19 protein-coding genes and 3 pseudogenes are annotated in these 20593 nt (G+C 45.5%); 14 read left to right on the top strand and 8 right to left on the bottom strand.

Annotated elements, in window-relative coordinates; genetic code table 11:
• The first annotated feature begins 412 nt into the window (after positions 1-412).
• Complete coding sequence (locus VL20_RS09020) at positions 413-1189, top strand: PspA/IM30 family protein (protein WP_052276292.1); 777 nt, start codon at positions 413-415, stop codon at positions 1187-1189.
• A gap of 263 nt (positions 1190-1452) precedes the next feature.
• Here VL20_RS09020 and VL20_RS09015 read toward each other — a convergent pair whose 3' ends face one another.
• The 4 genes from VL20_RS09015 to VL20_RS09000 all read right to left on the bottom strand — a co-directional run bounded on the left by VL20_RS09015 (position 1453) and on the right by VL20_RS09000 (position 3040).
• Positions 1453-1647, bottom strand: a complete 195-nt coding sequence (locus VL20_RS09015; protein WP_052276291.1) for a hypothetical protein — start codon at positions 1645-1647, stop codon at positions 1453-1455.
• 11 nt (positions 1648-1658) lie between these two features.
• Positions 1659-2033: a hypothetical protein gene (locus VL20_RS09010; RefSeq protein ID WP_052276290.1), complete on the bottom strand. Its 375-nt coding sequence runs from the start codon at positions 2031-2033 to the stop codon at positions 1659-1661.
• 6 nt (positions 2034-2039) lie between these two features.
• The gene (locus VL20_RS09005) at positions 2040-2621 is read right to left on the bottom strand and encodes a papain-like cysteine protease family protein (RefSeq protein WP_052276289.1); all 582 of its coding nucleotides are present in this window, start codon (positions 2619-2621) and stop codon (positions 2040-2042) included.
• 92 nt (positions 2622-2713) lie between these two features.
• Positions 2714-3040 (bottom strand): hypothetical protein, encoded by a 327-nt coding sequence (locus VL20_RS09000; protein ID WP_052276288.1) that lies wholly within the window; start codon positions 3038-3040, stop codon positions 2714-2716.
• 235 nt (positions 3041-3275) lie between these two features.
• On the opposite strand from VL20_RS09000, the gene VL20_RS08995 reads away from it, so the two are divergent.
• The 7 genes and pseudogenes from VL20_RS08995 (at position 3276) to VL20_RS08975 (ending at position 8621) form a co-directional block, all read left to right on the top strand.
• A complete protein-coding gene (locus VL20_RS08995; RefSeq protein ID WP_052276287.1) occupies positions 3276-3791 on the top strand; it encodes a helix-turn-helix domain-containing protein in 516 nt (171 codons plus the stop codon).
• A gap of 164 nt (positions 3792-3955) precedes the next feature.
• Positions 3956-4339: a hypothetical protein gene (locus tag VL20_RS32450; RefSeq protein ID WP_284526062.1), complete on the top strand. Its 384-nt coding sequence runs from the start codon at positions 3956-3958 to the stop codon at positions 4337-4339.
• Entirely contained in the window at positions 4279-4788 is a 510-nt protein-coding gene (locus VL20_RS32445) for a transposase (RefSeq protein WP_284526061.1), read from the top strand. Before VL20_RS32450 ends, VL20_RS32445 begins: the two co-directional genes overlap by 61 nt.
• The gene (locus VL20_RS32440; RefSeq protein WP_052275239.1) at positions 4763-4975 is read left to right on the top strand and encodes a hypothetical protein; all 213 of its coding nucleotides are present in this window, start codon (positions 4763-4765) and stop codon (positions 4973-4975) included. Before VL20_RS32445 ends, VL20_RS32440 begins: the two co-directional genes overlap by 26 nt.
• Positions 4976-5576: 601 nt before the next feature.
• Positions 5577-6724: pseudogene (locus VL20_RS08985) on the top strand (Re/Si-specific NAD(P)(+) transhydrogenase subunit alpha).
• A gap of 194 nt (positions 6725-6918) precedes the next feature.
• The gene (locus VL20_RS08980; protein ID WP_002785583.1) at positions 6919-7215 is read left to right on the top strand and encodes an NAD(P) transhydrogenase subunit alpha part 2; all 297 of its coding nucleotides are present in this window, start codon (positions 6919-6921) and stop codon (positions 7213-7215) included.
• Entirely contained in the window at positions 7212-8621 is a 1410-nt protein-coding gene (locus VL20_RS08975; RefSeq protein ID WP_002757688.1) for an NAD(P)(+) transhydrogenase (Re/Si-specific) subunit beta, read from the top strand. The genes VL20_RS08980 and VL20_RS08975 overlap by 4 nt, the downstream gene beginning before the upstream one ends.
• 60 nt (positions 8622-8681) lie before the next feature.
• Here the strand turns inward: VL20_RS08975 and VL20_RS08970 are convergent, their stop codons facing one another.
• A complete protein-coding gene (locus VL20_RS08970) occupies positions 8682-8921 on the bottom strand; it encodes a hypothetical protein (protein WP_044034906.1) in 240 nt (79 codons plus the stop codon).
• 234 nt (positions 8922-9155) lie between these two features.
• Here VL20_RS08970 and VL20_RS08965 point away from each other — a divergent pair.
• Positions 9156-10627 (top strand): annotated as a pseudogene (locus VL20_RS08965) (leucyl aminopeptidase).
• 168 nt (positions 10628-10795) lie between these two features.
• Here the strand turns inward: VL20_RS08965 and VL20_RS27880 are convergent.
• Positions 10796-11002: pseudogene (locus VL20_RS27880) on the bottom strand (IS200/IS605 family transposase); the annotation flags it as partial.
• A 78-nt stretch (positions 11003-11080) separates the two neighbouring features.
• On the opposite strand from VL20_RS27880, the gene VL20_RS08960 reads away from it, so the two are divergent.
• The 3 genes from VL20_RS08960 to ftsH4 all read left to right on the top strand — a co-directional run bounded on the left by VL20_RS08960 (position 11081) and on the right by ftsH4 (position 15569).
• Complete coding sequence (locus VL20_RS08960) at positions 11081-12295, top strand: RNA-guided endonuclease InsQ/TnpB family protein (protein ID WP_052276286.1); 1215 nt, start codon at positions 11081-11083, stop codon at positions 12293-12295.
• Positions 12296-12430: 135 nt separating this feature from the next.
• Complete coding sequence (locus VL20_RS08955; RefSeq protein ID WP_052278417.1) at positions 12431-13624, top strand: tetratricopeptide repeat protein; 1194 nt, start codon at positions 12431-12433, stop codon at positions 13622-13624.
• Between the two features lie 67 nt (positions 13625-13691).
• Positions 13692-15569, top strand: a complete 1878-nt coding sequence (gene ftsH4, locus VL20_RS08950; protein WP_002785593.1) for an ATP-dependent zinc metalloprotease FtsH4 — start codon at positions 13692-13694, stop codon at positions 15567-15569.
• 48 nt (positions 15570-15617) lie between these two features.
• On the opposite strand, the gene VL20_RS08945 is transcribed toward ftsH4, so the two are convergent.
• The gene (locus VL20_RS08945) at positions 15618-16538 is read right to left on the bottom strand and encodes a LysR family transcriptional regulator (protein WP_052276285.1); all 921 of its coding nucleotides are present in this window, start codon (positions 16536-16538) and stop codon (positions 15618-15620) included.
• A gap of 302 nt (positions 16539-16840) precedes the next feature.
• On the opposite strand from VL20_RS08945, the gene bicA reads away from it, so the two are divergent.
• Both bicA and VL20_RS08935 read left to right on the top strand, forming a co-directional pair.
• Positions 16841-18535 (top strand): bicarbonate transporter BicA, encoded by a 1695-nt coding sequence (bicA, locus tag VL20_RS08940; RefSeq protein WP_052278416.1) that lies wholly within the window; start codon positions 16841-16843, stop codon positions 18533-18535.
• Between the two features lie 119 nt (positions 18536-18654).
• Complete coding sequence (locus VL20_RS08935; protein ID WP_052276284.1) at positions 18655-20070, top strand: cation:proton antiporter; 1416 nt, start codon at positions 18655-18657, stop codon at positions 20068-20070.
• A gap of 108 nt (positions 20071-20178) precedes the next feature.
• Here the strand turns inward: VL20_RS08935 and VL20_RS08930 are convergent, their stop codons facing one another.
• Entirely contained in the window at positions 20179-20556 is a 378-nt protein-coding gene (locus VL20_RS08930) for a hypothetical protein (RefSeq protein WP_002758665.1), read from the bottom strand.
• Between the last annotated feature and the right edge of the window lie 37 nt (positions 20557-20593).

Below are 20593 nucleotides of genomic sequence, written 5' to 3'. Positions count from 1 at the left end.
ACCCCGTCCTTTTAGGATGGCCTTGTGCTAAAATACCCACAAGTGGTTCCGACCGTGAGAACGTGAGCAAACAGGTTAAACGTCCTACTCCGTGATCTCAAAATTTCTAACAGTCAATGGTGTTTAATTAAGTCCAAACTGTCAGAACCCAAAACAATTAAATACTGTGGGACACACAGAAATTTACGCTTGGGGAGTAGTCTTTAAGAGTGCTTGCCTTATAGGTGTAGTCGGACTAGATATGAAACTGTAAGTCCAAAGCTAACTTAGTTAGTAGAGGCCGGATTCAGCCCAAGAATCTCCGCACTTTTAGGGCGGAGAGTGTCAAATTAGAGGATGAGCCGTTAGGCAAGATAGGAAATTTTAAGAACAGTTAACTGATTTAGTACACACCGAGAGGAACAAGAGCGTCATGGGTTTATTCGATCGCCTTAGCCGAGTTGTCCGAGCTAACCTCAATGATATGGTGAGCAAGGCTGAAGATCCAGAAAAAATGCTGGAACAAGCTGTCAGTGATATGCAAGAGGATCTAGTACAGGTACGTCAAGCGGTCGCTAGAGCGATCGCTGAACAACGACAAACGGAACAAAAATACAGCAAAGACCAGTCAGAAGCCAATAAATGGGAACAAAGAGCCAAATTAGCCCTTTCTAAAGGGGATGAAAACCTCGCCAGGGAAGCTCTTAAACGCAAGAAAGATTTCACGGAAACCGCCGCCATTCTCAAAAATCAACTGGATCAGCAAACAGTACAGGTAGAAAGTCTAAGAAAAAACTTGATTGCGCTCGAAAGTAAGATTTCTGAGGCAAAAACCAAGAAAAATATGTTAGTAGCTCGCTCCAGAGCCGCAAAAGCTAACGAAGAAATCCAAAAAACCCTCGGCAGTATCGATACCAGTAGTTCCATGTCCGCTTTTGAGCGCATGGAAGAAAAAGTTATGCAGATAGAAGCCCGTAGTCAAGCGATCGGTGAAATCACTGGTAGCGACATGGAACGTCAATTCGCTGCACTAGAATCGGGTAGCGATGTGGATGATGAATTAGCAATGCTAAAAGCACAAATGTCCGGGGGAGCATTACCCGGTACAGCTTCTAGTAGTCAACCCACTTTACCCCAAGCAACCACCGTCAGGGATTCGGCAGTGGATGCGGAATTAGAGGAATTGCGATCGAAGTTAAAAGAACTGTAAAACTTTGAGAGCGTCGAGACGTATTATCTACGGTACGTCTCTATTTATTAATTTTGTTGTTGAGATAGGGAATAAGCTAAGACGCATTTTAACCGCCTATCCTTAGATTAGTTCTCCCCCAATCCCTTTACTGTTGCCTCTTGCCTCATCTCAACAAGCAATTTAAATACGCGGGCAGCTTATCCCTGTTGTTAGTGCCGCACAATGGCAGCTTTGTCGATATTAAACATCTGATTAGGTTTTGCCGAGCAGAATTATCCACCCTATTCCGTTAATCCTTCAGCGTGTTTAACCGAGCGTAGTTGGTTAAGAAATTGCTCTATTTCTTGAGGTTTATCAATCCTGGGCGGTAAATTAAAGCCATATTCAAGAGGAGCATCAATAACAAGAATTTTTTGATTATTGATGTTACTTTCGTCAATCAACCATAAAGCATGGGTTTGATAAGCTGGAATCACTAATAATCTGACTATGATATTTTCTTCAGGGATATTTTCATCAATCCAGCTAATAGCTTGATCGAATTTTCTGCTAATTCCGATTGAAAAATTCCATCCACAGACCAATCTGTAGGTTCACTGCCAAGGCTGCTAGAGCGAGCATAGGCGATCGGGGTATTATCTGATTTTACTTGCAGATGCCATTGCCCTGATGGACGAGCTAAACGGGTTAAATCGTTGCTTGGTTCAACCACTGCATTTGCGGGTAGATTCCAGACATCTACACTTTCATGCAAAGCAGGGGAAACTGCACCGAGAGACTCAGTTATTCTAGACAAGCTAAAACCTACTTTTCTTTGTAATTGAGTTAAAACGTCATCGGGTAAAGTTTTAAAATGTGCCATTTTAGTTTATCTCCTAATATTAATCCATGTCCATCGCCATTGACCTTCGCCATAGGCAGTTTTAACTCGATCGTAGGGAATAATTATTTCACCCCGCCAAGGATCATAAATGATGACCTGGGGGACTGAATCAATTATATCCCAACCGACTGCTAAAACAGCATGACCTCCTCCTCCATTCCATTTAAAACCGATTTCTACTGCACGTTGATTATCAAGTTCAGTTTGTAAGGTGGTAAATTCAATCAAACCATTAATATAAATTGGATTAAAACTATACCTTACCCACATAGGAGCAATATTAAGAATCGGCAAGGGTTTATTGCATAATGAACTATTAGGTGAACTGCAACAACCTGTTAATTCAAAAGCAACATTGGCAAGGTTACATTGCTGTGTTGTGATGTCATCATTTTGCTGAAAAACCATCTGCATTGAAGCCGCCCAACACCATTGGGTTTGTTCTTGTTTAATCCAAGTGATTTTGTTAATTCTAGTGGCTTGCCCTAGGGTATCATCGCTGACAAAAGCTACAAAAGCTGCTGCTTGTAAAATGATCGGCTTTCCTTGTTCAACTCTTAAAGGCATCGATTTTTTCTGGGAGTGATATAAAGTAATTGGAAAAAGAGTAACTCAGCAGCATAACTTTGTTACTCTTGATTATCATTAGAACAGTGATTCTAAAACGTAGCATTAATAGAAATTCCAACAGACACACCACCTAGAGCATTTTCCCCCGTCTGAGCAAGGGTAACTACTCTCTGAGGAAGAGTTTTAGGAGGTGTTTCCCAGTCTAGATTAATTGCAGCACCTGTAATTAATTTTGTCCAATCAGGAGCGGCACCATCTCCTATGGTTTCTCCCACTGCATCCACAAGTGCATCAGCAATAACTTTAGCTAAACCTTTACTTGCTGCAGATAAAAAGACTTTGGCAGCTTCTTCAGGAGTGCCTCCTAAGCTACCACTTAAGTCAGCAGGTAATTGAATACCGTCAATTTTCGCCATATTTAACACTCTACTTTCATTTGATGTTTTTAGTCTATCCGACTAACATAAAAATAACATTTGGATCGACTATCAATATGTTCTTTAATTAATTCTTCATTTTTTTATTTATTAAATGCTAGTTACTAAACGGTAAACAACGGATATTGTCGGGATTTTTATTAAGCCTCTTTACAAAAGTCGGATAATAACGGATAATGACGGTAATCTAGCTGAGGGCAAAAAAGTCATTAACATGGATACTCAAGAGATTTTTAAACTTATTGATGAGGTGGTTTTTAGGCAAACAGGAAAACACCTAGATACTTTACAATTGGGGATTTTAAAAAGCGTTTTTAATGGTTATAAATATGCTCAAATCGCCCAAGATTATAAATGCAGTGAAGGTCATGCTAGAGATAAAGCCTATGAACTTTGGCACATTCTCTCAGAAGCATTAGGCGAAGATTTAAACAAATCAAATGTTCGATCAGCAATTGAAAGATTAATAATTACTAATAGTAGCAATAACTTGGTTAATTCTGGACAAATTGACAAACTTAATTTTTGTCCTAACTCCCCTCAATCTCCTGAAAACTTAGCCACGGATAATTCTGATATAATTGAAACCGAAAACTTGATAATTGAAGAAAAATTAAAAGAAGCAAAACTAGAAACCGTTCCCAGACTGGTGCAATTAGGGCTAACTGCTGAACAAATTGCTCAAGCCCTCGATTTGCCTTTGTCATTAATTTTAGAAACTTTAAGGTAATTTCTTAATGGATAGCACAATAGTTTTTTTTCAAAATCTCACAAAGAATCGAGGCAATGTTATCCCTGACTGACGGACACAAGTGGGTCAAAACCTGACAAGACAAGGGTTGCCAAAAAGAAAAATATCTGGGTAGATAGGGAAAAAGCAAGAATCCCTACAAGATGAAAACCGAGAACAGAATCTTCTCCCAAGTTTATTCCTATCTAGAACAAGGAAGCCGATTTGTGGATAAAAGACATTTAACCGTCCTCAGTTGGATGGTGACAGCCCTACTCAGTAGTCAAAGTCTCAATCAAGCCAGATGGGAACCCTTTGTACAAAGCAGAGCCGAACAAGCCAATAGTTATCAGAGACGGTGGAATCGCTTTTGCCAGAATGGAAGAGTAGCGGTGGAAAAGATATACATCCCCTTAATATTGAAAGCCATCGAGACTTGGAAGGAGAAGGGGGAAAGACTGTATCTAGCAATAGATACCACTCTGTTGTGGAATCAATACTGCTTTGTCTATCTAGCGGTGGTCTGCGGGGGGAGAGCCGTCCCTTGATGTGGATGGGATTAGAACATGGTAGTGCCAGCCTAGCTTTTGAGAAATACGAACCCTTGTTGGACAGAGCCAAAGGCTATCTTCAGGGCTTTGAGAATGTCATGCTGTTAGCCGACCGAGGCTTTGCCAATCAGCAATTAATTCAATGGCTCAGGAAAAATACTTGGCATTGGTGTCTTCGCTTACCTTGCGATACCCTCATTTACGGTGTTCGCCGTCGGGGTTTTGGCTATGAGGTCAGAGAACTCTATCCTCCCAAACGGCAAGCCTGCTTTGATCGCAACGTTCAAGTCTGGCAGGAGGCTAGAATCACTGCTCATCTTGCTTTAGCCTCTGTTCCAGGGGTTAAGGATAATTGGGCAATTCTGAGCGATGAACCTCCTACCCTTGACACCTTCTGGCAGTATGGTCTTCGTTTTCCCATTGAACATCTCTTTCAAGGGCAGTAAATCGGGCGTTTTTGACTGGGAACATTCTCGTGTTCGCTCTGCTGCTTGTTTAGAACGTCTCTATCTCATTGTTGCCATTTCTATTCTCTTTGCTACTTTAACTGGCATGGCGGTTCAACAATCTGGCTCTCGCCGTCAGGTTGATGCTCATTTTCGGCGTGGTTTGAGTTATTTGAAAATTGGTTGACGTTGGCTGGCGGGAGTTGTTCATAAGGCGCGTCCCTTCTTGCGACTTGACCACTTATTTTCTGTTGACCCTTTTCCCTGTTGGCTCTTCTCGCAAAGCTCGTCAGGATTATTATGGCAAAATTACCTTTTCTTTTATTCAGGAGTTTGAGGCTTTCACATAACAGTACTTGTCTTTGTATTGAAAAATGTGTCCGTCAGTCAGATGTTATCCTTAATGTCTCTCTGCTTATTAGTTTATAATCTCGGTCAGGGAGAATTGAGGAACAGCTTACAGCCTTTCTCATAAATATGAAGTATAAATTAATCTGGTATCTAGGACAGAATATCGTCTAATGTTAAGCGTTTCGGCGTTCCCCAGAACGAAAGCTTTGTACCTCATAATTATAAAAAAATCTCAAGCAATGGCGCTCAAAACCCTTTAATTCTGAAGATAATCCTAAGATTTAGCCCGAAAAAGAGCCAGAAAGGTGAGGATAGCTAGGATGGAAGTGAAAAGCAATTTTGACTCGAAATTATCCCAGGGGATCGATCGCATTTAACGAAACCCTTACCCTAACAGCATAAGACAAGAGAAGGACTTATTAAGGAGAAACCCAGCCATGAAAATCGGCGTAATCAAAGAAAGTGACCAAGGCGAGGCGCGGGTGGCGCTAGTGCCGGATACCGTCGCCCGTTTAGTCAAGGCGGGATTTGAGGTAATTGTCCAAAATGGGGCGGGAATTAGTGCCAACTTTGCCGATAGTGCCTATAGTGCCGTGGGAGCCGCCCTGAGCGAAAACAGCGAATATATCTATGAAACTGCCGATATTATTCTCAAAGTCGTCCCTCCTAGCGATAGCGAGATCGATCGCCTCAAAAATGGGGGTATTCTCATCGGCTTTCTCGATCCCCTGCGTCAACCCCGGCGCATTGCCAAATTAGCCGATCGCGGGATCACCGCTTTGAGCATGGAATTAATTCCCCGCAGTAGTCGCGCCCAGAGTATGGATGCCCTCTCCTCTCAGGCTAACCTCGCCGGTTACAAAGCGGTACTCCTCGCCGCCGTGCAGCTGCCGAAAATGTTCCCGATGATGACTACCGCCGCCGGTACGATTGCCCCAGCCAAGGTGCTGGTATTGGGGGCAGGAGTTGCCGGATTGCAAGCTTGCGCCACCGCCCGCCGTTTGGGGCAGTGGTGGAGGCTTTTGATATTCGTCCCCAAGTCAAAGAAGAAGTGCAGAGTGTCGGGGCGAAATTTATTGAAATGCCCCTAGAAGAAGATACCGTCGCCGATAACGGTTACGCCAAAGAGGTTTCTCTTAGCACACAGGAGCGCATTTGTCAAGCCCTAACGGAACCAATTAAGCGGGCTGATGTGGTGATCACCACCGCCCAAGTACCAGGGAAACAGGCCCCGCTGCTAGTCACCAAAGAAATGATCGCCACCATGAAAGCGGGGGCGGTAATCGTTGATTTAGCGGCGGAACAGGGCGGAAATTGCGCCTACACCCAACCGGGACGAGAAATCATCGAAAATGGGGTAAAAATCGTTGGAGCCGTTAATCTTCCTGCCACAGTGGCCACCAATGCCAGCCAGATGTACGCCAAAAACCTGCAAATGCTGCTACAGCTTTTAGTCAGCAAAGAGGGCGGTTTAAACCTCGATTTTGCCGATGACATCATTGATAGTGCCTGTGTCACCCACGCTGGCGAAATCCGCAACCAACGCATTAAATCCGCCCTCAGTGAACAGTTATCCGCTTTTTAGCTATCAGGAGTCGGTCGTCAGGAGTTAGGAGTCAGGAGTCAGGAGTCAGAAGGCAGCTTTGTTCTCCCCACTTCATAATTCATAATTCATAATTCCCACTTCCCCAATCCCCCACTTCCCCAATCCCCCACTTCCCCAATCCCCCATCACCCCACTTCCCTATCCCCAAACCCTATCCCCTTTTTACTTAACCAATGACTGCCCAACTTTTAACCGCTTTAGTGGTATTTGTCCTCGCTTCCTTTGTCGGTTTCGAGGTGATCAATAAAGTTCCTCCCACTCTCCATACACCCCTGATGTCGGGAGCGAATGCAATTTCAGGTATCGCCGTTGTCGGTGCGCTCCTCATCGCCGGAGGCACGGATTGGCACCAATTAACCGTAATTTTAGGGTTAATTGCCGTTATTTTGGCGATGGTTAACGTGGTCGGTGGTTTTGTCGTTACCGATCGAATGCTGCAAATGTTCAAGAAAAAAGAGGCTAAATCATGAATAATGCCCTTATCACAGGGATCGAGTTGTCCTATCTACTTGCCGCCATTTTATTTATCATCGGTCTTAAACAATTATCTTCCCCCGCTACCGCCCGTCAAGGCAATTTTCTGGCTGCCATCGGGATGCTAATCGCCATTATTGCCACCTTAATCAATCAAGAAATCCTCAGCTATGGTTTAATCGCCGTGGCGTTAGTGATTGGCTCGATTATCGGCCTAGTTTCGGCGCAAAAAGTCCCGATGACAGCTATGCCCCAAATGGTGGGGATTTTTAACGGTTTAGGCGGTGCTGCCAGTGCTTTAATTGCCATTGGCGAATACTGGCGTTTACTGCAAAGTGGTGAAAATATTGCCTTTGACTCGATACTGATCGCTATTTTGGGTATATTGATCGGCGGTGTCACTTTTACCGGTAGTGTCCTCGCTTTTGCCAAATTACAGGAATTAATCAGTGGCGCGCCCGTAACTTTTCCTTTCCAACAACCCTTTAACATTCTCTTGCTACTCACCTTTTTAGGGGGTAGTGTCTATCTCTTTTTTGATCCCACCTCGATCGATGTTTTCCTGACCTTGGTGGCACTTTCCCTAATTTTCGGGGCTTTATTCGTGCTTCCCATCGGCGGCGGCGATATGCCCGTGGTTATCTCGCTCTTAAACTCTTTTTCGGGACTTGCCGCCAGCGTAGTCGGTTTTATCCTGATGAATAGTATGTTGATCATCGCTGGTGCTTTGGTGGGTGCGTCGGGGATTATCCTGACTCAGATCATGTGTAAAGCCATGAATCGATCGCTGGCTAGTGTACTATTTGGGGCATTTGGTACAGGTGCTAGTGCTGGAGGCGAAGCGAGCGCCACTTCTAGCCTTGATAAATCAGTTCATGCTATTGATTCAGAAGAAGGGGCAATGATGCTCGGTTATGCGCGTTCTGTGGTGATTGTACCCGGTTACGGCATGGCGGTGGCCCAAGCACAACACGCAGTGCGAGAATTGGCTGAACAGTTGGAAAAAAATGGCGTTGAGGTTAAATATGCTATTCACCCCGTGGCAGGAAGAATGCCCGGCCACATGAATGTATTATTGGCCGAAGCTAATGTTCCCTATCCGCAACTCTACGATATGGATGATATTAATCCTGAGTTTGAGCGCGTTGATGTGGCGTTAATTATTGGGGCGAATGATGTGGTTAATCCCGCTGCCCGTCACGATAAAGCTAGTCCGATTTATGGAATGCCGATTCTCGACGTGGATAAGGCACAGCACACGATCGTGATTAAGCGCAGTATGCGATCGGGTTTTGCTGGGGTAGAAAATGAATTATTCTACAATCCTAAAACCTTTATGCTCTTTGGTAGCGCTCAAGATGTGGTAGCACAATTAGTATCACAAGTCAAGGATTTGTCATAATTCTTAACAAATAGGACGGGGTGAAAACCCCGTCTTTTTTTTTATCCGATTTTCCAGAGTTTAAAGATAATCAAGAACTAATTCCCCTTTGCTCACTTTTTCGGTAATTAAAGTTCTGACTAACTCTAATTCTTCTAGGGTCACTTTACCATCAGACCTCATAGCTAGGGCGATTCTTTCCCTTTCCCCTTGAGTGATCACGCCATCAACACTAGCCTGTTCGATAATAGCTCGCAACTTTTCTAGTTCCTGTTGTTCTTCTGCGGTTAATTCTACTTGATTAGGACGAGATATTTCCATAAAAATTTCTCCTTGAGTGATCAACACAAACTTGGTAATTTTTTCTAAGTAGTGGAACCCATGGCAGTTATCCCCAGTCAGCATCAGCAATCAGGGACAATGATTTTAGCAAGAGCTAGACCTTGATTCTTGACAGGGAGCCACTAAACCTCAACAGATGATCGATGATAACTGATAGAGCTTACAGTATAGTGATTAATAGAAGCAATTTGCAAAGAATTATCGAGATAAAGAATGGATATTCGATCGACTGACACCTCGCTCCTTACTTGGACAGGAGATACTTTAGCCCTAGGTTTACCAGAAGGAACCATCGAGATTGCAGGAGAATTGGCAGAATTAAACGATAAACTAGGGGGAAACCTAGGGGAGCTCATCTCCGAGACGGAATTCGAGGGAAAATTAGGCAGCAGTGCGGCGACTCGTCTAGGTGGTGGTCCGATTCGCAAATTAATCCTGGTGGGATTGGGAAAAACTACTGATTTCGACCTGCAAACCCTGCGTCTAGCGGCCGCTGCCATCGCTCGTCTGGCCAAACAACAAAAAAGCCAAGCTCTGGCCATCAGTTTACCGGTAGTTGGCGATCAGTCCGCCACTGCCGGAGCAATCGCAGAAGGGCTGCTGCTGGCCAATCATCAGGATACCCGCTTCAAGTCCACTAAAGAGGAAAAAGGAGCCAAATTAGAAACCGTCGAGTTATTGGGTTTAGGAGAGCAAACATCAGCGATCGTCAAGGCCGAGCAAATCTGTTCCGGAGTGATTTTGGCCAGAGAATTAGTCAATGCTCCCGCTAACACCGTCACCCCCTAACCATGGCAGAAACCGCCGAGCAAATTGCCGCCGAATACGGATTAAGTCTCAAAATTCTGGAACAGGAAGAATGCGAAAGCTTGGGCATGGGAGCCTTCCTTGGAGTGGCCAAAGCCTCGGATATTCCCCCGAAATTCCTTCATTTAATCTATAAACCCCAAGTAGCCCCGAAACGTAAACTAGCAATCGTCGGTAAAAGTTTAACCTTTGATTCCGGCGGTTTGAATATTAAAGGGGCCGGCAGCGGCATCGAAACCATGAAAATGGATATGGGGGGTGGTGCCGCCACCCTAGGGGCAGCCAAGGCGATCGCCCAATTACAGCCAGAAGTGGAAGTACACTTTATCTGTCCGGCTACGGAAAATATGATTAGTGGTCGCGCTATGCACCCTGGGGACATTTTAACCGCTTCTAATGGCAAAACTATTGAAGTCAATAACACCGATGCCGAGGGACGATTAACCCTGGCCGATGGCTTGGTTTTTGCGGAAAAATTAGAGGTGGATGCGATCGTAGATCTAGCCACTTTAACTGGGGCCTGTGTCATCGCTTTGGGGGACGATATCGCCGGTTTATGGAGTAGCGATGAGAGTCTCACTGTTCAACTCCAAGAGGCCGCTAAATTAGCCGGCGAAAAATTCTGGCCAATGCCCCTAGAAGAAAAATATTTCGAGGGGATGAAGTCTCAAATTGCCGATATGAAAAACACCGGCCCGCGCCCCGGCGGTTCCATTACAGCCGCTTTATTTTTGAAGCAATTCATTAATAATACTCCCTGGCTCCACCTAGATATCGCAGGACCGGTCTGGTGCGATAAAGAAAATGGCGTTAATAATTCCGGGGCCACCGGTTTTCCCGTCCGCACTCTAGTTAATTGGGTAATGGCCAATAATTAAGTTATCGGTGATCGGTAAGCGGTATTAGGTGAGGAGTATTTTCACTGTTTACTGTTTACCGATCCCTGAAAAATCTGCCCCACCCCTCACCCCTATCTCAAGGTCGCGAGAGGACTCCCGTTAAACCGCGTAGCGGTTAACGGGAGATGAGTCGCGACCAGAATAAAACTAACGCGGTAGCGTTTCCACTTTCGGGGAGTTTTGGTTCTCGACGTATTTTTTTAGTTGTTCGACAGTAACGTCGCCACAACTAGCCACGAAATAAGCTCCCGCCCAAAAATAGGGTTTGTTGTCGAAATACTTTGCCGCCAAATCCGGAAATTCTTGTCTAATTAAGCGACTACTAACTGTTTTAAGGTTAGCGATTAGTTTGGTCCATGATTGTAATTAGTTGATATACTAGGCAGTAAGTGTTACAATTTAACTATACATCACATCACGAAACTAACGACAGTGATAACGCTTACCTACCAGTACAAACTAAAGGTGAACAAGAAACAGGAACGAGAGATTGTCCACATTCTTGATGTTTGTAAGAGCGTTTATAATTACGCGCTCTCGGAACGGAAAGATTGGTTAAACTCTCGAAAGTGTCTTGCGGATCGCTGTTCGCTAGTTTCTGAGTACATAATTCCTGCGGATCAACCCTATCCAAATTACTTCGTTCAAGCTAAAAATATAACGGAAGCTAAAAAAGTCTACCCGATATTAAAGACAGTTAACGCTCAAGTATTACAGCAAGTTTTAAAAACTGTAGATAAAGCGTTTGACCACATGAAATCGAAAGGCTTCGGCTTTCCTAGATTTAAGAAAAAGATGCGAAGTTTTATTTTTCCTGCGCTGTCAAAAAACTTCTTAGGTGACGAATACTTAAATTTTCCACAATTGGGAAAAATTCGGATTAGGAAATCTAGGAAGTACCCGTCTGGGTTTGAGCCTAAACAAGCTCGAATTATCCAAAAAGCGTCGGGATTTTACGTTTTGGTTTCTTTCCAATCTACGGAATTAGTTCCCGATATGACAGTAGGGAAGACCTGTTTAGGAATTGACGCGGGAATTGAGAGTTTTGTCGCTACTTCACGGGGAGATTTAATCAAAGCCCCTCGATTTTTGTTGAAAGTACAGAGTAAGCTTAAATTGCTACAAAGACGCTTGAAACATCAAGTCAAAGGCTCGAACAATTGGTTGAAACTCCAAGATAAGATAGCGAGATTACACGAAAAAGTGTCTAATACTCGTAGAGATTGGCATTTTAAGTTAGCTCATTACCTTTGCGATCTCGCTGATAATATCTTTGTTGAAGATATTAACTTCGTTTCCTGGTCTAGAGGGATCGTTAGAAAACAATCTCTGGATTCAGGTATTGGTAGTTTTATTAACGAGATACTACCATTGGTTGTTTGGAAACGGGGAAAATATTATCTTAAGGTTGATAAAAACGGAACCTCGCAAGAGTGTCCGAATTGTGGCGCAATTACTGGTAAAAAAGCGTTATCGGAAAGAGTTCACCGGTGTGATTCTTGCGGCCACATTGAACCGAGAGATACGGCATCAGCGAAGGTAATTGAGAACCGAGGAAAAAACGCGGTCGGACTGACCGTGTTAGAAAACGCTCGCGGAGGCGATTTGACGGGGATCGACTGGGTTAAACTCGGTCGATCTAGTTAAAAGCCTAAGAACCGAGAATCCCCCGCTACACCGCGCTCCGCGGTTAGCGGGGGAGAGTCAATCCCCGATAACTGATAACTGCTAGACTAATTGGGTGATGCTTGCAAGATTAATAAAACCAGTGTCGAGATTAGAATGCAGGGACTTTTAAGAAAACTTTGGCGTGCGATCGAAAACTTTTTTACCCGACTTTTGGGGGGACAAGGGGGAAAGGGGAGAGTACAAGCGATCGAATCTGTTCCCCTAACCGATACAGACTACGAGTTTCTCTATATGCAGTTACTCGATGGAGTGTCCCACGGTTGGCACGAAGGCAGAATTCTGAGATTTTTTGAGAAATTGGGCGATCGAGGTCGGCAAAAAGATTGGGTAGAATGGTTAGAGCGCTTTGGGAGCCGTCTGCAATCCTCCGCTTCCCTTAACCAACTTCTCGCCACCAGAATGATCCGTTTGGGAGAATTAGCTCGCGCTTTCCCCGGGATTGAACGTATTGGTGAAGCTTCCTACGAGATCGGTTATCAACTCTACACCAAAGAAACTGCCACTTTAATCTGGGAATACGCCGGCGACGATGAGGCCCCGGGCAGTTATTCCCAGCCGCAACCCCCAGAAAATCTCTCATATTCGGGTGAAACTAGCGATTTTAACGGTGCTGACCCAGAAAATCCCCAATTAGAAACCCTGACCCTCGATGAATTATTTGACCGTCTGCAAAACGATCCTACCCTAGCGGGCCAAATGGCCGAACAATTGGGCATCGAAAATAAGGACGCAGAAAGCATTATTGATAGTCTCATCGCTCAATTTTCCCCCCAGGAGGGTAAAAACCCTGAAACTGCCGAAGATTGGTTTAATCAGGGCTTAGAACAGGCAAATTTAGGCAATTGGTCAAATGCGATCGCCGATTGGGAACAGGCCTTGACGATCGATCCCCAATTAGCCTCGGCCTGGCATAATCGTGGTAGTGCCTTAGCCATGATCGGTAACTACGAAGAAGCTTTAAATAGTTATGATCGCGCCCTAGAAATCACCCCCAACGATCACCAAGTCATTAACGCTAGAGGCAGCGCCCTATACGGACTGCAACGTTGGCAAGAGGCTTTAGAATGTTGGCAACAGGTGCTAGAAGCGGACGATAATTTTTATCAAGCTTGGTACAATCGCGGCAGTACCCTAGAAAATTTAGGCGAAACCCAAGCAGCGATCGCCTGTTATCAAAAAGCTTTAGGGATTGCGCCGGATTTTGAGCTTGCCCAAACCCGTCTAGAGGCTTTACTAGGGCAAAAACCGCCCGAAGACGACGGTAATCCCCCGCCTGATTCAATCTGAACTTGAGCAGTCAACAGCCTACAATGAGGAGAGGATAGAGACTAATTTTAATCAATCAGGCCCAGCAATGAGTATAAAAAGCAAACCTCCTTCACAATCTCGCCTGATCGGTAATGTTTTATTAGCCGTAGGCGGCTTATTTCTGATTGTTAACCTTCTTTTCCCGCAATTATTTGGCCCTAGCGTCCCCAAAGTTCCCTATAGTCTTTTTATCGACCAAGTGGAAGATGGCAACGTCGCTAGGGTATCCGTGGGACAGAATGAGATTCGTTATCAGCTTAAAAACGACCAAGAGGGCAACTACGGACGAATTTTCAGCACTACACCGATTTTTGACCTAGAATTGCCCAAACGTCTAGAAGCCAAGGGCGTAGAATTCGCCGCCGCGCCACCGCCAAAAAATGGCTGGATTGGCAGTGTCCTTAGTTGGGTGATTCCTCCCCTGATTTTTGTCGGTATTTGGCAATTTTTCCTCGCTCGCAGCGGTGGCGGTGGTCCAGCCGGGGCTTTATCGATTACCAAAAGTCGCGCTAAAGTCTATGTGGAAGGAGATACCACCAAAACCACTTTTAAAGATGTGGCCGGTGTGGAAGAAGCGAAAACCGAATTGGCAGAAATCGTCGAATTTCTTAAATATCCCCAACGTTACATTCAAATCGGGGCGCGGATTCCCAAGGGTGTCCTCCTAGTCGGTCCGCCGGGGACAGGCAAAACCCTGCTGGCAAAAGCAGTCGCGGGAGAAGCGGGAGTTCCTTTCTTTAGTATCTCGGGGTCGGAATTCGTGGAACTCTTTGTCGGTGCAGGTGCGGCCCGAGTGCGAGATCTGTTTGAACAGGCCAAGAAAAAAGCCCCCTGTATTATTTTTATCGATGAATTAGACGCGATCGGTAAATCTCGCGCTAACGGTAATTTTATGGGGGGTAACGATGAACGGGAACAGACTTTAAACCAATTATTGACGGAAATGGACGGTTTTAACGCTGGTGATGCGACGGTAATCGTGCTGGCCGCTACTAATCGCCCAGAAACTCTTGATCCCGCTCTTTTACGCCCCGGCCGTTTTGATCGCCAAGTGTTAGTTGATCGTCCCGATCTGGCTGGACGCTTAAAAATCCTCGAAATCTACGCAGGTAAGGTAAAATTAGGCTCAGATGTGGATTTAAAACAGATTGCTACCCGTACCCCCGGTTTTGCTGGTGCTGACTTAGCTAATCTAGTCAATGAGGCCGCTTTATTGGCAGCCCGCAATCAACGCAGCACCGTCGCCCAAGAGGACTTTAATGAGGCAATCGAGCGGGTAGTGGCCGGTTTAGAGAAGAAAAGCCGGGTTCTCTCGGAAAAAGAGAAGAAAATCGTCGCTTATCACGAAGTTGGTCACGCTCTCGTCGGTGCAGTTATGCCGGGGGGTGGTAAAGTTGCTAAGATTTCGATCGTGCCTCGCGGTATGGCAGCCCTCGGTTATACCCTGCAAATGCCCACGGAAGACCGTTTCCTTATGGATGATACGGAATTACGCGACCAAATTGCTACTCTTTTAGGCGGTCGGGCCGCCGAGGAAATTATCTTTGGTAGTATTACTACTGGGGCTGCTAATGACCTGCAGCGGGCGACGGACTTGGCCGAACGCATGGTGACGACCTATGGTATGAGTAAGACCTTGGGTCCTCTAGCCTACGAAAAAGGTCAACAGAATAGTTTTCTGGGAGATGGCATGATGAATCCCCGGCGCTTGGTGAGCGATGATACGGCCAAAGCGATCGATAATGAAGTGAAAGAGATTGTCGAAAATGGTCATCAGCAGGCCCTGGATATCCTTGCTCAAAATCGCGATTTACTCGAAGAAATTGCCCAAGAAATCCTCAGTAAAGAGGTGATTGAAGGGGAACAGTTGCAAGCACTGCTCGATCGCGTTAAACCCCTCGATCGAGAACCTGTTACTGTTTAGATTGATTTGATTTTTACCTTACCCCATCTTCAACAAAGATGGGGTTTCTCATCTAGAAATTTTGACCTTTAAGAGGGATTGGGGCTGAATATTGAGGAGATAATCCAGAAAAGTCTTGGCGATCACAGATAGTTTTTTATCCTTGGGATAAACCACATACCAATGGCGTTGGATGGGAAAATCTTCCACGTCAAGGATGGTAAATTCCCCATTGGGATTATCTAAATTTAAGACGTGCTGAGACAGAACTGAAATTCCTAAACCACCAGCGATCGCTTGTTTAATGGCTTCATTATTGCCGATTTCCAAACGCAGAGATACGGTGATGCCATGGTCGAGAAAAATTTGCTGTACTGCCCGTCTAATTCCCGATCCCATTTCCCGCATAATAAAAGGTTCCCCTTGCAGTCGTTTAATCGGAATTTTTTTCTGTCCCGCTAGGGGGTGATCTTTGCGAGCAATAACCACGAGGGGATTTTCCAGAAACGGTTGAATCTCCAGGTTTAGCTCTTGGGGGGGTTCGCTTAAAATATATAGGTCATCAACATTATTGATCATCCTTGTTTCTAGGTCTTGGTGATTGGTCAATTCTAGGGACACATCCACCCCTTGGTACTGTTGACAAAAAGGACCTAGGATCTGAGGGATTAAATATTGGGCTGTGGATACCGCAGCTAAACGCAGTTTACCCTGTTTAATGCCCTTGATATCGGCGATCGCCATCTCAAAGTTATCAAGATCCTTGAGGACTGCTTGACAGGTGACTAATAAACTGCGTCCGGCCTCGGTTAAATACAAACGTTTGCCTATCTGTTCAAATAAGGGTAAACCCACTGATTTAGTCAGTTGTTTCATCTGGGTGGAAACGGTGGGTTGGGTGATCGATAGTTCTTCAGCAGCCCTGGTAAAACTGCCATGACGAGCGGTCGCTTCAAAGACAATCAGTTGATGTAAAGTGGCGTGAATCAAGAGAGGCCTCTAGAGAGCTACACTTCTGTTACTGCCTTGAGGAGCTTTGCTAAACAGAAGCAGGAATGGAGGGGAACGAGTAAAAACCTCCCCACCCCGCTTATATCATAGGTTTAAATCAATACTTTTGTAAAGATATATCGATTTAAACTCAATTTATAAAATTTGCTTGTCAAGATATCCGTTCTAGTATAGATTTATAACAATCGATCTTTAAAAACCATAAACTTTTGTCTATCAAGGCTGGTCTCTCAACCGCCGGTTTTGTTATGGCAAAAAACCCTTTGCTCAGTTGGATTCTCATGCAAATAACCAATCGTATTCATTTTGACAATTTGCGGGGCGATATATTCGGTGGTCTCACAGCTGCCATCGTTTCTCTCCCTCTAGCTCTCGCTTTCGGTGTAGCTTCTGGGGCTGGTGCGATCGCTGGTTTGTACGGTGCTGTCTGTGTGGGTTTTTTTGCTGCCCTTTTTGGTGGCACCCCCACGTTAATTTCGGAACCAACGGGGCCGATGACGGTAGTAATGACGGCGATCGTGGCCAGTTTAACCGCCAGAAATCCCGAATTAGGCCTACCCATGGCCTTTACGGTAGTCATGTTAGCGGGCATTTTCCAGATTCTGTTCGGTATCTTCAAAATGGGTAAATACATCACCCTGATGCCCTATAGCGTTATTTCTGGCTTTATGTCTGGGATCGGGGTAATCCTGATCATTCTGCAAATTCCGCCCTTTTTAGGGCAAGCCGCTCCCAAAGGAGGGGTTTTAGGCACAGTGCAGAAAATCCCGGAACTACTCTCTAATATCAATCCCCCTGAAGCCATTCTGGGGGCGATCACCTTGGCGATCATCTTCCTGATGCCCTCGAAATTCAAGCGTTTTGTCCCCCCTCAGTTATTAGCTTTGGTGATAGGAACTCTGATTTCGCTGTTTTTCTTCCAAGGTGCTGAAATTCGCCGGATTGGGGATATTCCCGTGGGTTTACCCACCCTGCAAATGCCCACCTTTAGTGCTGCCCAAATGATCACAATGTTGGTGGATGGGGCAGTTTTAGGGATGTTGGGTTGTATTGATACCCTATTAACGGCGGTAATTGCCGATAGTTTGACCCGTACCGAACACAAATCGAATAAAGAATTGATCGGTCAAGGTATTGGTAACTTAGTATCAGGAATCTGTGGCGGTTTACCCGGTGCCGGGGCCACGATGGGAACTGTCGTCAATATTCAAACCGGTGCGACCACTGCCCTTTCTGGCATTACTCGCGCTTTAATTTTATTAGTCGTCGTTCTCTGGGCCGCCGGTTTAACTAAGAGTATCCCCATGGCGGTATTAGCGGGAATTGCCCTAAAAGTGGGGATCGATATTCTCGACTGGAGTTTCCTGAAACGCTCCCACAAGATTTCTCTGAAAGGGACGCTAATCATGTACGGTGTACTGTTATTAACAGTATTCGTCGATCTGATCGTTGCTGTGGGTGTGGGGGTCTTTATTGCTAATATTCTCACCATCGATCGCCTCAGTGAACTGCAAGCGCAGGAAGTGAAAACAATCACCGATAACGATGACGAGATTCTCCTAAGTCCAGAAGAAAAAAGGTTACTCAACCAAGCTAACGGTCGCATCATCCTATTTTATCTCAGTGGTCCGATGATCTTTGGAGTCTCGAAAGCGATCGCCAGGGAACACACAGCCATGAAGGAAGCGGATGTTTTAATCTTGGACTTGAGTGATGTGCCTTTGTTAGGGGTGACAGCTTCTTTAGCGATCGAAAATGCGATTAAAGATGCGATCGATAAAAGTTTACAAGTCTTTATCGTTGGTGCCACCAGCAAAATCCAGCATCGTTTGGAACGTCTCGGCATTTTAGCCCAACTCCCCCCCGATCATGTGCTAATGGACAGAACCATCGCCCTACAACAAGCGGTAACTTTTGTCAAGACCCATCCTCACCAAGAACCAGAGGATTTTGAGGTTAATCAACTAAACAACTAATGCTTGTCTTGATCTGGGCAACCCCATCTGCAGCCTGACTGTCCTTGAGCGGTGGCCCTTTTTCCTATCCTCCAGTTTTATGACCACCTAAAACCTTTAACCCTCATCCCTTTAAACTCATGATTTTGTCCCCTATTCTGCCTCCTTCGATCGGGGAGATAGCAGCCCCCATGACTCCGCTCCCCTTGCTCGCCACCGTTGTGGCCGAGGATTCACCGATTATTCTCTCTGGCGTATTGCTGACGCTGGTGGTGATTTATCTGGCCAGCAAGCTCGGCGCAGAGGCCGCCAGACGATTGGATTTTCCGCCCGTACTGGGAGAACTGGTGGCCGGTGTGATTGTCGGCGTTTCGGCACTGCATCTGCTCATCTTTCCCGAAGGGGGACTATCGGCCTCGGACTCGCTGATTATGACGGTACTGCAAGGATTGAATCAATTGGCCCCGGCTGCCGTGGACCGCATCTTTGAGTCCCAAAGTGAAGTGATTTCGGTTCTAGCTGAAATCGGTGTGATTATTCTGCTGTTTGAAATTGGCCTAGAATCGGATCTGCGACAACTCAAGGAAGTGGGAATTCAAGCCACGGTGGTGGCCTGTGTGGGGGTGGCGGCACCTTTTGCGGCGGGTACGGCCGGGTTAATGCTCGTCTTTCATGTGGCGGCTATCCCGGCGATTTTTGCGGGGGCAGCCTTAACGGCAACCAGTATCGGTATTACCTCGAAGGTGTTGTCAGAGTTAGGTCAACTCAAATCCAAAGAAGGGCAAATTATTGTCGGTGCGGCGGTGATCGATGATGTCCTCGGTATTATTGTTCTGGCTGTGGTCGCTAGTTTAGCCAAAACTGGTGAGATTGATGTGACCAATGTTATTTATCTGATTGTCAGCGCTACGGCCTTTTTGATCGGATCAATTTTGTTGGGAGGTATTTTTAACAAAAGTTTTGTGGCGATCGTGGAGCGGCTGAAAACCAGGGGAAATATTGTTATTCCCGCATTTGTCTTCGCTTTCTTTATGGCATTTTTAGGCAATGCTATTCATCTGGAAGCGATTTTAGGGGCCTTTGCTGCCGGTTTGGTGCTTGATGAAACTGATACCCGCAACGAGTTGGATGAATTAATCAAACCGATCGCCGATTTGCTTGTACCGATTTTCTTTGTGACGGTGGGAGCGCGTGCCGATCTCGGTGTTTTAAACCCAACGGTACCGGAGAATCGGGCCGGACTTTTGATCGCTGTCTTTTTGATGGTTGTGGCGATTATCGGTAAACTGGTGACGGGCTGGGCAGTTTTTGGTATATCCGGCATCAATCGCCTCGCCATCGGTGTGGGTATGATTCCCCGGGGTGAGGTGGGTTTAGTTTTTGCTGGGATTGGTTCGGCCAGCGGAATTTTGGATAAGCCTTTAGAGGTGTCGATTATTATTATGGTAATCCTAACGACTTTCCTGGCCCCTCCCTTCCTGAGAATCGCTTTTGGTAAGACGGAAGCTGTTCCCGAAACCCTAGAAAGCAAGGATTCGGCTAATCCTATTCCTTAATTTGGCGGGTAAAATCTGATTTTTTAGACGAGGCTGAAAATGCTTCAGCCTTTTTTGTCGTTCTAGAAAACAGAGAGGAATCACCGTCCGTTTACAGCGGTGAGGATGTCAACGGTTAGAAAGAGCGCAGTTTCCCCGCGACCAACCCCATTCTTCCACCCCCACGGAAATTTGCGAACCGGGACGGACATCTCCTTTCGATAAGTCTATCAGAGTCACACTGACTGCGGCGAATAAACTGCCCCGATAAATCGGTTGTCCTTTGTTGTTAGTATTTTTAAAACTAAGGCTAGAAACTTGGGGAGGTTGACCAGAACGCGTCCAGCGAATGCGTTCAAAACGTCCATTGAGAAATTCTGCCGAATAGGACCAACCGTTATTCATGCGGCCTTGACAAAAAAGCTGTTGTGTGGCTACGGTAGCAGGAATATTGACAGATAAACTCAGAAGGCTGAATGTACCGAGAGCGATCGGCAAAAATTTCATAAAAGTTGGCACTATAGGGTCAAATAATCCCATTATA

The sequence above is a fragment of the Microcystis panniformis FACHB-1757 genome (assembly GCF_001264245.1).
In the GTDB taxonomy this organism is placed as follows: domain Bacteria; phylum Cyanobacteriota; class Cyanobacteriia; order Cyanobacteriales; family Microcystaceae; genus Microcystis; species Microcystis panniformis.
The sequence above is the reverse complement of the archived record's forward strand: the minus strand, read 5'-3'. Positions and strand labels throughout refer to the sequence as shown.

Excerpts from the sequence above, each read along its gene's own strand:
- VL20_RS09020 (WP_052276292.1), top strand. The coding sequence starts at position 413 with ATGGGTTTATTCGATCGCCTTAGCCGAGTTGTCCGAGCTAACCTCAAT.
- VL20_RS09010 (WP_052276290.1), bottom strand. The coding sequence starts at position 2,033 with ATGGCACATTTTAAAACTTTACCCGATGACGTTTTAACTCAATTACAA.
- VL20_RS09005 (WP_052276289.1), bottom strand. The coding sequence starts at position 2,621 with ATGCCTTTAAGAGTTGAACAAGGAAAGCCGATCATTTTACAAGCAGCA.
- VL20_RS09000 (WP_052276288.1), bottom strand. The coding sequence starts at position 3,040 with ATGGCGAAAATTGACGGTATTCAATTACCTGCTGACTTAAGTGGTAGC.
- VL20_RS08995 (WP_052276287.1), top strand. The coding sequence starts at position 3,276 with ATGGATACTCAAGAGATTTTTAAACTTATTGATGAGGTGGTTTTTAGG.
- VL20_RS32450 (WP_284526062.1), top strand. The coding sequence starts at position 3,956 with ATGAAAACCGAGAACAGAATCTTCTCCCAAGTTTATTCCTATCTAGAA.
- VL20_RS08980 (WP_002785583.1), top strand. The coding sequence starts at position 6,919 with ATGACTGCCCAACTTTTAACCGCTTTAGTGGTATTTGTCCTCGCTTCC.
- VL20_RS08975 (WP_002757688.1), top strand. The coding sequence starts at position 7,212 with ATGAATAATGCCCTTATCACAGGGATCGAGTTGTCCTATCTACTTGCC.
- VL20_RS08970 (WP_044034906.1), bottom strand. The coding sequence starts at position 8,921 with ATGGAAATATCTCGTCCTAATCAAGTAGAATTAACCGCAGAAGAACAA.
- VL20_RS08955 (WP_052278417.1), top strand. The coding sequence starts at position 12,431 with ATGCAGGGACTTTTAAGAAAACTTTGGCGTGCGATCGAAAACTTTTTT.
- ftsH4 (WP_002785593.1), top strand. The coding sequence starts at position 13,692 with ATGAGTATAAAAAGCAAACCTCCTTCACAATCTCGCCTGATCGGTAAT.
- bicA (WP_052278416.1), top strand. The coding sequence starts at position 16,841 with ATGCAAATAACCAATCGTATTCATTTTGACAATTTGCGGGGCGATATA.
- VL20_RS08935 (WP_052276284.1), top strand. The coding sequence starts at position 18,655 with ATGATTTTGTCCCCTATTCTGCCTCCTTCGATCGGGGAGATAGCAGCC.
- VL20_RS08930 (WP_002758665.1), bottom strand. The coding sequence starts at position 20,556 with ATGAAATTTTTGCCGATCGCTCTCGGTACATTCAGCCTTCTGAGTTTA.